Annotated in this window: 7 protein-coding genes; 3 read left to right on the forward strand and 4 right to left on the reverse strand. The window is 43.9% G+C overall.

Going from position 1 to position 11,929, the window contains the following annotated elements; all coding sequences use genetic code 11:
• A partial coding sequence (locus A3739_RS26870) for an ATP-binding cassette domain-containing protein (protein ID WP_068503420.1) occupies positions 1 to 1,257 on the forward strand: 1,257 nt, incomplete at its 5' end.
• Positions 1,254 to 3,398: an ATP-binding cassette domain-containing protein gene (locus A3739_RS26875; protein ID WP_068477690.1), complete on the forward strand. Its 2,145-nt coding sequence runs from the start codon at positions 1,254 to 1,256 to the stop codon at positions 3,396 to 3,398. The genes A3739_RS26870 and A3739_RS26875, both read left to right, overlap by 4 nt.
• A 360-nt stretch (positions 3,399 to 3,758) precedes the next feature.
• Here the strand turns inward: A3739_RS26875 and mazG are convergent, their stop codons facing one another.
• Genes mazG through cysM form a run of 4 tightly spaced genes read right to left on the reverse strand, consistent with a single transcriptional unit; the run spans position 3,759 to position 9,207 of the window.
• On the reverse strand, positions 3,759 to 4,679 hold the full coding sequence (mazG, locus tag A3739_RS26880; RefSeq protein WP_231876516.1) for a nucleoside triphosphate pyrophosphohydrolase: 921 nt from the start codon (positions 4,677 to 4,679) through the stop codon (positions 3,759 to 3,761).
• Positions 4,645 to 6,891, reverse strand: coding sequence for a GTP diphosphokinase (relA, locus tag A3739_RS26885; protein ID WP_068503422.1), 2,247 nt, complete (start codon positions 6,889 to 6,891; stop codon positions 4,645 to 4,647). Before relA ends, mazG begins: the two co-directional genes overlap by 35 nt.
• 34 nt (positions 6,892 to 6,925) lie before the next feature.
• Positions 6,926 to 8,278: a 23S rRNA (uracil(1939)-C(5))-methyltransferase RlmD gene (gene rlmD, locus A3739_RS26890; RefSeq protein ID WP_068477694.1), complete on the reverse strand. Its 1,353-nt coding sequence runs from the start codon at positions 8,276 to 8,278 to the stop codon at positions 6,926 to 6,928.
• Positions 8,279 to 8,316: 38 nt separating this feature from the next.
• A complete protein-coding gene (gene cysM, locus A3739_RS26895; RefSeq protein ID WP_068477695.1) occupies positions 8,317 to 9,207 on the reverse strand; it encodes a cysteine synthase CysM in 891 nt (296 codons plus the stop codon).
• Between the two features lie 123 nt (positions 9,208 to 9,330).
• Here cysM and A3739_RS26900 point away from each other — a divergent pair.
• Positions 9,331 to 11,929, forward strand: a 2,599-nt coding sequence (locus tag A3739_RS26900; protein ID WP_156502885.1) for an ATP-binding protein, incomplete at its 3' end; no start/stop codon positions are given.

Here is an 11,929-nt window from a genome sequence, read left to right on the forward strand (position 1 = left end):
AAAGCGAGCATAAATGCTTTAACCAGTGCGATAACAATAATCGTTATATATTTCATAGATACAGGTGCCGGCCTAACCGTATTAACGGCCTCATTTATTCTTTTCTTGTTTGCAAACCACCTTTCAAAATCGAAAATCAATACGCTCCCTAAAAAATCATATTATGAAGGACAAACCAACTCGAAAGTTCTTGAAATTGTTTCCAATCCCACCAATCTAAAAGCCAGCGCTATGGAAATGCGTATGGAAAATTTGATGTCGAATTTGGTCAAAACGCGGGAACGTCGGAGCACTGAATATGAAGAACTAGATTCTCAATTCAATCTCATGCTCACTTTGATCCAACACGTTACTGTTTCATTAGTTGTAGTTCATTGCGCAGTATCAGTCATTAGCCAGGATATCAGCCAAGGTGTGATGGCGGCGGTCATCCTATTAACAAATCGTTATTTCGCACCTTATCAACAAATCATGCACACCTTATCGCGCTGGAAAATCAATGAGGTATACCTTAATCGCTTAAACGAACTTCTTGAGCTCGATGAATTTACAGTGAATCAGACGGATACAAATCTAAGACTAATAAATTTAGAGGTTCCCTCTTTTAACAAAACCTTGGCGCTCGGCCAGTTATGCGTGTTGAGTGGTCCTTCATGTAGCGGTAAGACCTACCTTTCTCAATGCATTACACGTGAACGGGAGGAACACGCAGAGTCCATTAAGACAAACGGCAAGCCTATTCAGAATATCCCTTATAAAATATGGCGTGAACAAGTGATTCATATTAACCGTAGCTCAAGCTTTATTGAAGGGACAATCATAGACAACATTACATGTTTCCAACCCGCACTGCATAAAGCCGCTTATGCGCTTTGTGAAGCAATGCAAATCAAGCACACCATAGATGAGCTAAGGCAGGGGTTTTATACAGAGTTTCGCTCCACAAATACCGTTCCATTGCCTCGTCAAGTTATTTATGCATTGGTTATTATTCGTGCTGTTTTGAGTCGTAAATCGATCATTATCATTGATGATCTGGACCTAATCTATGACACCCGTTTTGTTAAAAACTTGGTCACCTGTATTCGTCCGCGCTCAGATGCTTTTATCTGTATTTTTGTATCCAATCGTCTTCACGAAATCTACCCAAAACTTGAGCATATCGTTTTACCTCAACGATCGTTAAAGAATCAAGCGAGAAACATAGAACCAAAACATCAAAACAAAAACGATATAAATAAGGATATCATTGCATGAATACCTTAGTTGCCTTTGATGAAGTTGAACAACGTCTGCATCAATTTGCAAATAGTCCCTTAGGTGAAAATTACTTTGAGGCACACCCAATTTCTCGTGGAATCGCTTTTAGCTTAGTTGCACTAGGCTGGGAAGGAACACCTGGTATTTTAGCCGATGCATTTTTGCCCACCAATGAAGATCATGAAGCTTTCACAAACACACTTACACGTTTAGGTTATAGCCCTGAGCACGAGGATGGTGTCACACGGGAGAGATTAGCTAAAATTGACAGTCCTTGTTGGATCTCATGTATTGGGTTTAACGGTATTCTGATCGAGTATAACCTCGAGAAACAGCAACTATGCATCTATGACTACCGCAATGACAATTTGTTCTATAAAGAGGCTGATGAGCAGAATTATACGATCATTCACATCTCGCGTTATTCCAAATTGTTTCGCGAGCCTCCGCCTGAGAGCCAAGACAAAAGCAACTGGATAAAGTATTGTTTTTATCGCTATAACCGTGAGTTACACCAACTAACAATACTCAGTTTTATCGTGAGTATTTTGGGTGCAGTCAACCCTTTCTTTATCATGATCATTTACACCTTCGCATTAACTTCAGGTTCTCTTTCAAGTCTCGCTTGGCTAACAGCGGGATCTATTATAACCGCGCTTTTGGAATACAAATTCAAGAGAATGCGCTTGGATATTCTGAATAATTCAGGACAAGATCTTGCCATCTATATCGCATATACCGTCACATCAAAATTACTCTGGCTGCCCTATGCTCTGACGACTGGCGCAAGGGCTTCAGCACAACTTGCACGTCTAAAAGATATTGATCAGTTTCGAAAATTGGTGACTGCAGAATCAACGCTTTCTTATTTCGATTTCCCTTTTATCTTAGTATTTCTAATTGCCATTATGCTGCTTTCTGGGCTCGCAGCTGTAGCTGTTGTAGCAGGTGTTATCATCATGCTGCTTTACTGTCTCTACGCACGCCAAAGTTATGAACGAGCCACCTCGCAAAACTCACGTGCAAATGCGATGGTCTCTCATCAATGGAATGAGCTGTTCACTAGATTGGCTTCTATTCAAGGTTTGCCCCTAATACAAGTAATAGAATCACGTTTTGGGGCTGCACAATCACGGAGTTTAGATGATTCCAACCATGTAGCGATCACTAATTCGCGGATCCAGAATACTGGTCAAGTAATGACGCAAGTCATCGGCACATTAAGTATAGTGATCGCGGTGTTAGCCGTGATGCAAGGTTTAAATGAACCGAGCGCAATGATTGTAATCATTATTTTGGTGTGGAAAGCATTAACACCAATTATGGGAGTATTCAATGCAATCACCCGTTTTAAATCGATTCAAAGCTCTGCACGTCAAGTGAATGCATTGATGTCCTTGGATGATGATCGCCAGAACCTAGAAAAAAGCCCACCTATCGATCAAGTAAGCGGCAATATTCAAGTACATGGCCTGACTCATCGTTATCCAGGCAGTACTAAAGGCTTAACTAATCTCGAATTCAAAGTGAATGCGGGCAGTAAAGTCACCATAGTTGGACCACCCGGCTGCGGCAAAACCAGTTTATTAAAAGTACTTGGTAATCTTGAGCAAAACTATCAAGGAACGGTATTGTGCGAGGGTTATAATATCCATCAATTTAATAATTATCGCTATCGTCGGTCTGTTAAATACGTGCCTTTTGAAAGTCATTTTTTCTATGGGACGATGAAGGAAAACTTTGAGCTATATAACGGGACTATGCGCGATAGAGATATGCGCGAGGCTGTCGACTTATTTGGCTTGAGCGAATACTTTCCTCAAAGCGTTAATACCTTGTTATCGCCATCACTTATCAACGAGCTGCCAAATGGAATTCAACAGCTGTTACGGCTTTGTATTAACCTTGGAGACATGCGTCATAGCTTGTATTTGTTAGATGAACCTTTACTTGGCTGCGCAGATGAGTTCGGCAAGATTGTTACTTCGCTCATATCAGGTCCTCTCGAGAATAAAACCGTACTCGCAGCGACCAATGAAAAAGCCATCGTTGCATCGTTTAATGAATGTTTATTACTCGATGATCTAGGCGGGCAAAAGTATTTTGGCTCGCCAGATAAAGTGATTCAGACTTTGTAGTTTAAGTGTGTGCTGGACTCTTATAGAAAAAATAGGATGGAGTATTACATACCTCTAAACTCATCGTAGCGGGATCGCCTTCTCGAAGGATGAGTGACTGCCAGTCAAAAATGGATTAAGCGAGTTCCGCAGCGCCATTTTTTACCAAGACACGAATGGACCCGAAGGGCCTAAGAGCAGGTACGCCTTTCTTTGGTACTTTCTTGGGCGAACAAGAAAGTACATAAAGTAAGAAAAGAAGAGTAGAAACTAGGATTTTAGGGGTACCGCAGGCCCCAAGAGCTGAGGCGCGTATAGATTTTTAAGACCTTTGGCATCAAAGGTCTTAAAACGCTGTCGACCGCCGCCGACAAGAAAAGATTAAGAGTCCGACGTCTGACGTCTTTTCGCTTCATCCCACAGCTGATCAAGCTCTTTTAGGGTGCAGTCTTCGAATGCCTTACCTTGCTCTGAAAGAGCTGATTCGATGTAATTGAATCGTGAGGTGAATTTGGTGTTGCAAGAGCGCAAGGCTTCATCAGGATTTACTTTCAGGAACCTTGATAAATTCACACCACAAAAAAGCAAATCGCCCACTTCATCCGTCAGCTTTTCATGGATATCAGGGTCACGTAAGCTTCGTTCCTCTGCCTCGTTTAAGACCTCACGAATTTCTCCGATCTCTTCCTCTAGCTTAGCGAACACGTCATCGATGTTGTCCCAATCAAAACCAACATTCGAGGCGCGACGTTGAAGTTTCTCAGCACGCCCTAGCGCCGGTAACGCAACTGGAATGTCATCTAAAATACTAAAGGTTTTGTCTTGCTTACCACTCTGCTCGGCAAGCTTCGCTTTCAGAGCACGTTCTTCGGCTTTGATGGCATCCCACTGCCCTTTTATTTGGTCATCGGTAAAGCGAGTACCTTCTGGGTGATAGGCATGCAGCTCTTTATCTGGGAAGACGTGAGGATGTCGGCGCAGCAGTTTAGTCGTGATCGCATCAGTGATATCCGTAAAGTCGAAGCTACCTTCTTCTTCGGCAATACGAGCATAAAAAATGACTTGGAAAAGTAGATCACCTAATTCATCACGCATTTCATTGCGGTCACCCTGCTCGATGGCATCCGCCACTTCATAGGCTTCTTCTAGAGTATGGGGAACAATGCTCTCAAATGTTTGTTTTACATCCCATGGGCAACCGCGTTCTGGATCGCGCAGACGCTCCATCAAATACTTTAAGTCTTCAATGGTATAGCGCGGCGAAGAATCAGGCATTGCGTTTACGTCTCGCTTCGATGACATTCGGAAGTTGCTTTATTTTTGCTAATACGCGCCCTAAAGAATCTAAGGATTTAATTTCTGCTTTTAATATCAATGTGGCGGTATGTTCTTGTTGATTCGAGAAGGTATTTACACCTGTCAGGTTCACTTTCTCATCGGCTAGGATCGTGGTCACATCACGCAATAGACCTTCACGATCAAAGGCTTGAATTTCAATCGCAACATCATAAGCGGCATCGGGAGAAGTCCCCCAGCTCACCTCTATAACGCGATTAGGTTCATGATCCTCAAGCTGCAGCATGTTCATGCAGTCTTGTCGATGAATCGATACACCACGCCCCACAGTGATGTATCCAACAATCGGGTCACCTGGCACGGGATTACAGCAATTTGCCATGGTCGTCAGCAAGCGACCAACACCACGGATCTGAATATCATCATCTGCTTTCGTTTGCTGACGACGTTGCTTGGGCTCGAACTTCAACTTGAGTTGCTGTTCTTCTGGAGCCAATAAACGTTGTGCCGCATGCGCAACTTGCGTTGGTTTTAAATCACCGGCGCCAATCGCAGCAAACATATCATCCGCATTATCAAATTTGGTTTCTTGCGCTAAATCTTTAAACGCTAGATCACCAATAGATAGGCGTTTTAATTCATCTTCGAGAATGGCGCGGCCATCTTGGATATTATGGTCACGATCTTGTTGCTTAAACCAATGAACGACTTTGGCACGGGATCGAGACGTTTGAATATACCCGAGGCTCGGGTTCAACCAGTCTCGACTTGGCGCAGGATTGTTGGAGGTTAGAATCTCTACTTGTTCGCCAGTTCTTAAAGGGTACGTAAGCGGAACAATACGACCATTCACTTTTGCACCGCGACAAGCATGACCTACATCGGTATGAACGCGATACGCCAAATCAACGGGTGTAGCACCGTTTGGCAAATCGACGACATGCCCCTTTGGTGTAAACACATACACACGATCGGCGTTGACATCAGCGCTTAAGTGCTGCGCTATTTCTGAAACATCACCGACTTCTTCTTGCCACTCTAGAACTTGGCGCAACCAATTAATTTTGTCTTCGTAGCCAGTCGACCCTGATTTAACGTCAGTTCCCTTGTAACGATAATGCGCACAGACACCTAACTCGGCTTCGTCATGCATCTCTTGAGTACGGATCTGAATTTCCATGACCTTACCGCCAGGACCTACCACAGCGGTGTGTAATGAGCGATACCCGTTTTCTTTCGGGTTCGCTATGTAATCATCAAATTCATAAGGGATGTGTCGCCAAAGCGAGTGCACGACGCCAAGTGCCGCATAACAGTCTGCGACTTTAGGAACCAATATACGGAAGGCGCGAATATCATAAATCTCAGAAAAATCGAGATTCTTACGGCGCATTTTTCGCCAAATGCTGTAAATGTGTTTACTTCGACCAGCCACATCACCTTCGATATGCGCGTTTTCTAATTCACGCTCAATGGTAGCTGTCACATCAACAATAAAGTCGTCACGCGCGATGCGTTTCTCATCCAACAATTTGGCGATCTTCTTGTAGGCACTTTCATGCAAATATCGAAAACTTAAGTCTTCCAGTTCCCACTTGATGTAACCGATGCCTAAGCGATGTGCGAGTGGCGCGTAAATATCAAATACTTCTCGGGCAATACGCTGACGTTTGTCTGGTGTTGCATCTTTCACGGATCGAATCGCGCAAGTTCTTTCGGCTAACTTAATCAATACAACGCGCACGTCATCGATCATCGTGACAAGCATTTTACGCACGTTATCGATCTGACCTTGGTTCTGACCAAGAATTGAACCTTTGAAAGGTTGATGCGTTGAAGAGATGGCAGCCATTTGCGAGACACCATCAATCAACTGCGCGACTTCTTTACCGAAGCCTTTGCGAATTTCCTCGAGCGAGGCTTTTTCTTCTCGAAACGCTCGATAGAGAATGGCGGCAATAATCGCGTGCTCGTCCAAATCGAGTTCCGCCAAAATTTGCGCCATTTCTATGCCAATCAAAAACGTATCGTGATTGGAATTACTCCAGTAACGTTCTTCGTGCGACGGCGTTTTACTGTACTCTAGAGCGGCATGGCAAGCTTCACGCACGCGCTCGATCTCATTCAGATTCGTATCACTCTGTAAGTTCTCGAGCCATTGCTCGATCCCTTGTTCAGGTGATAAATCTGCGATGTAATCTTCGCGAACTTTTACCATGCGACATCCATAAGTTTTTATTAATTCGTATCGACTAGTCTTTCACAAACAGCGCGATCGACTCGACGTGTGATGTATGCGGGAACATATCCATAACACCTGCATTCACCAAACGATATCCGTTTTCAACAATTACGCCTGCGTCGCGTGCAAGGGTTGCGGGGTTACACGAGACGTACACGATCTTTTTCGCACCAAACTTGGTGAGATACTGACAGACTTCCAAAGCACCCGAGCGCGGTGGATCGATAAGAATCTTATCAAAGCCTTCATGCGCCCATTCTTCTTTCGTGAAGTCCGCCTGTAAATTGGCACCATAGAAGCGCAGGTTATCAAGATCGTTAAGTAAAGCATTTTCCTTGCCACGTACAACCATTGCATCGTCGCCTTCAACGCCTACAACCTCTTTACCTTGCGTGGCGAGCGGCACGGTGAAGTTTCCTAAACCACAGAACAAATCTAAAACACGCTCATCTTTCTGAACATCGAGCCATTCTAGTGCGCGACGCACCATTTGCTTATTGATATCGGCATTAACCTGTGTAAAGTCCATAGGATGAAACGCCAACTTCACTTCTTGCTCATCAGGCGTCGTTAAGGTGTAGTGCAAGCGATCTTTGTCTTTGACTTCAGACTCCGGCCAAATACGGTGCACGGTATCAACGCCTTTAGGCTGCAAGTAAATATGGAATGCATTATCTTGGCCAAACTGTATCAGCTTAACGGTATCTTCCTCGGTTAAAGGCGCCATGTGTCGCACGACTAGCGCACTCGCATCTTCACCTAAGGCAACCTCAAACTGCGGCAATTCTTTGTATACCGACAAACTTGCCACGAGTGCTCGCAAATCCATTAATCGGTGACCAACAATCGAGTTAAGCACTTCACACTGCTGAATGTCGGCTAAGAAACTATTACGCTTCTCTCTAAAACCAACCAATACCGTGTCTTTTTTCGCCACAAATCGCGCACCTAGGCGTGCTTTGCCGCGATAACCAGTCGTTGGACCAGTCATAGGTTCAATCCATTGCTCCGGTTCAAGATTTCCGAAATGTTCAAAGTGCTGACGCAGTGTATTCTCTTTGAACTTGATCTGAGCATCGGTATCCATGTGCTGCAAACTACAACCGCCGCAAATCTCGGCGTGCGCACAAGGAGGTTCAACACGCTCCTCTGATGCGCTGAGTACTTCTACTGTTTTCAACTCATCAAATTTGCCGCGCTTTTCGACATATACCGCAGAGACTTTCTCTCCTGGTAATGCCGCATCAACAAACTGGGTTTTTCCGTCTAATTTGGCAATCCCGCGCCCTTCATGACTTAAGCCTCCAGTAATGTCACATTCAATTGGATCTACAGGAAGCTTTTTTCTGCGTCTTCTCGCCATAATATGTTCAGTCTTCTAAGTAATTAATTGCAGGTTGTCTATTTCGCAAACACGCCTGAAGAGAGATAGCGGTCACCTCGGTCACAAATAATGGCGACAATTACCGCATTTTCAAGTTCTTGATTTAGTTGCAATGCCGCTGCAACAGAGCCACCGGAAGAGACCCCGCAAAAGATGCCTTCCTTTTCGGCAAGCAGACGCATTGTGTCTTCGGCTTCTTGCTGTCCCATATCAACAATGCGATCGACACGTGTCTCGTCAAAAATAGTTGGCAAGTACTCTTTTGGCCAACGACGAATACCGGGGATCGATGCTTCGTCTTCAGGCTGTAGGCCAATAATCTGAATATCTGGATTCTGCTCTTTGAAGTAACGTGAGCAGCCCATAATCGTGCCCGTAGTTCCCATAGAACTAACAAAGTGCGTAATTTTTCCTTCACTTTGACGCCAGATCTCAGGCCCTGTGCCTTGATAGTGCGCAAGCGGGTTATCTAAATTGCCAAACTGATTGAGAACTAAGCCTTTGCCCTCAGCTTGCATTCTTAATGCAAGGTCACGCGCGCCTTCCATGCCTTCTTCTGAGGTTACGGGAATCAAAGTCGCGCCATAAGCAGACATTGAAGCTTTTCGTTCTTCTGTCGCGTTGTCCGGCATGATCAAAATCATCTTGTAACCCTTGATTGCCGCAGCCATAGCAAGCGCGATTCCAGTATTGCCACTCGTCGCTTCAATTAAGGTATCGCCAGGCTTTATATCACCGCGTTCTTCAGCGCGTTGAATCATGCTCAGTGCGGGACGGTCTTTCACAGATCCTGCAGGGTTATTACCTTCTAGCTTTAATAAAATCGTATTGGACGTATTTCCCGCTAAACGCTGAAGTCGTACCAAAGGCGTTTCACCGACGTAGTCTTCAATGGTTGGAAAGCTCATATCCTTATCTCTTAGGGTCACAGCCAAAAATAATGCGCAATCATACACCTTACGCAATCACAATGCGTGGTAAGATCGGGGCAATAAATAATAATTCAACACTATCGTGGTAGTGATGTGGGCATGAACTCTCTGAATATTAAGTCACGCATACTTTTAACCACCAGCATTTGCTTGGTGACAGCGTCATTAGCGATCACATTTTTTGTCGCACACAGGGCACTTGAGCACCGCCAAAGCAGCTATGAAAATTCAATATATCAGCTGATATTCAGTACAAAAATTGCAATTTCATCTCGACAGCAATACGACCGCCCCTACTACCAAGATCAACTAAAAAACCTCTTATTATCGCCCGAAGTCAGCCATCTCACTTTGATTAATGAAGAACGAGCAGTTATCGCGCACGTCGGCGATGACAGCACTCCGCCTATTAATCCAAATAGATTCCCTATTACAGGCACACAGATCATTAGCCTCGGGAACCTAGCCGTATACATCGAAACACTACCAATGCAGAGCGCTAGTGGCGAACCACAACAATCGTGGCTGATTGCCTTAGTTGATCGGACGAGCCTGCAAGCTCAGCAAGAAAAGGTCATCAAAACTGCGGTAATTATTTTTATCTTTTCTAGCTTGATATCGATCCTTATGGCGAAGTATTTACTACAGCAAGTTCGACATGTCATTGCTCGTATTAAAGAGGCTCTGATCTCTGCAAACAAAGGGTCATCGTCTCCCATTTTCCCTCAACTTGAATCAGAAGATCTCCACGATCATGAGCAATTGCTAACTGAAATTAGCAGTCAAATCTATCGTTATAAAAATGATGTGCGTGAAGAAATTGAACAAAACACGCAAGACTTACGAGAAACGCTCGAAACCATCGAAATTCAGAACGTCGAACTCGATCTAGCGCGTAAAAAAGCGATCAAAGCAAACAAGGCAAAAACAGAATTCTTGGCCAATATGAGTCACGAAATTCGCACTCCGCTTAACAGCATTATAGGGTTCTCAAAAATACTAATGCGCAGCCCTCTCAACATGCAGCAAATGGGTAATTTACGCGCTATTCAAAAGTCATCTGAAGTATTGCTCAGCACCATTAACGACATACTCGATTTTTCGAAAGTTGAAGCAGGCCGTATCGCATTAGAAAAAGAATCCATTTCGCTTTATGAGCTGATTGAAGACGTTGTCGTGATGCTGGCTCCGTCAGCCCATAACAAAGGTCTGGAACTGAATTACCTATATTATGACGACGTTCCTGGAATGCTTGATGGCGACTCGCTGCGCATCAAACAAATCATCGCTAACCTCGTCAATAACGCCATCAAATTTACCGAGACGGGCGAAATCATTGTTCGAGTGATGCTCGATGACAGCTTAAAAGAAGAGACCGACAATTTAAAAATAGCGATAAGCGATACAGGTCTAGGTTTATCAGATGAAGAAAAGTTATCTATTTTCTCAGCTTTTTCTCAAGCGGATGCCTCAACCGCGCGTCAATTCGGCGGAACGGGACTAGGCCTTAGTATTTGCAGAGGCTTAGTGCACGAAATGGGTGGAACGATTCGTGTTGAGAGTGAATTAGATAAAGGGTCTACGTTCTGGTTTACCCTGCCAATCGAAAATCCTGTTATGCAGAATCCGAAAGCCACGCATCCTAAGCTCGAAAATCAATCTTGTTATTTATACGAACCGCATCATCACTCTAAGCAAAATATCATTCATACGCTCAATTATTTGAACATTCCCTACCAACAGTTCGATACATTGAAAGAGCTGATTTCAGCAATTGAGCAAGACGGAAAGAACGACACACAAACTAATCGCTTCGCTCTTATTTCATTAAGCGATAAAGAACTCGAAGAAGAATGTATTTACCAAGCTTTTAAATGTGTAAATGCCTTAGACATCAACATTCTTACCTATACCCCATCGCTATTACATTACGACTATAAAATACTGCGACAGATTAGCGTGCATATGACAAAGCCCGCTACCTACACGAATTTATCGCAAAGTTTAGTATCGGCTTTAAACAAAGGCATTACCTCAGACCATGCCGAGGAATATGCTCTGCCTCATTTTGCGAATAATGCGACGATTCTGGCCGTCGATGACAATGAAATGAACTTGAGCCTGGTTAAGGCGCTCGTAAAAGAAATGGGCATTGATATTGATTTAGCCGATAGTGCTGAGCAAGCAATCGATTTATGTAAGAAGCAATATTACCCACTTATTCTGATGGATATTCAAATGCCGGACATGGATGGCATTGAAGGCATGAAGCGTATCAAAACCCTTAGTAATTATTACGATCACAACCAAATCATAGCCCTGACTGCTTTTGCCCTACCAAATGAAAAGGATGCATTCATTGAGCAAGGTTTTGTAGATCTATTGACCAAACCTTTAAACGAGCAAAAACTCGCTGAGACCATTAAAAAGTATCTGCCCGAACTCGCGATTGAAAACCCGGTGCAAGATGAACCGAAAGTTTCCGCTGAAATACAAGCTTTCAATTGGAATGAAGCGGTATACCTCTGCAATAACAATTCGGAACTCGCGAAAGACTTTACCAATAATCTAATCGCCGTATTGCCCAGCACTCGTTCGGACTTGGAAATGGCAATGGAGAATAACGACACGGAACAACTTGGACATTACGTGCATAAACTGCATGGTTTGAGCTTACTTTGTGGCACACCAAAGTTAA

Source organism: Oleiphilus sp. HI0067 (assembly GCF_001635735.1).

What these genes read in the sequence shown, in the direction of transcription:
- A3739_RS26875 (WP_068477690.1), top strand. Translation starts at nt 1,254, where the DNA reads ATGAATACCTTAGTTGCCTTTGATGAAGTTGAACAACGTCTGCATCAA.
- mazG (WP_231876516.1), bottom strand. Translation starts at nt 4,679, where the DNA reads ATGTCATCGAAGCGAGACGTAAACGCAATGCCTGATTCTTCGCCGCGC.
- relA (WP_068503422.1), bottom strand. Translation starts at nt 6,891, where the DNA reads ATGGTAAAAGTTCGCGAAGATTACATCGCAGATTTATCACCTGAACAA.
- rlmD (WP_068477694.1), bottom strand. Translation starts at nt 8,278, where the DNA reads ATGGCGAGAAGACGCAGAAAAAAGCTTCCTGTAGATCCAATTGAATGT.
- cysM (WP_068477695.1), bottom strand. Translation starts at nt 9,207, where the DNA reads ATGAGCTTTCCAACCATTGAAGACTACGTCGGTGAAACGCCTTTGGTA.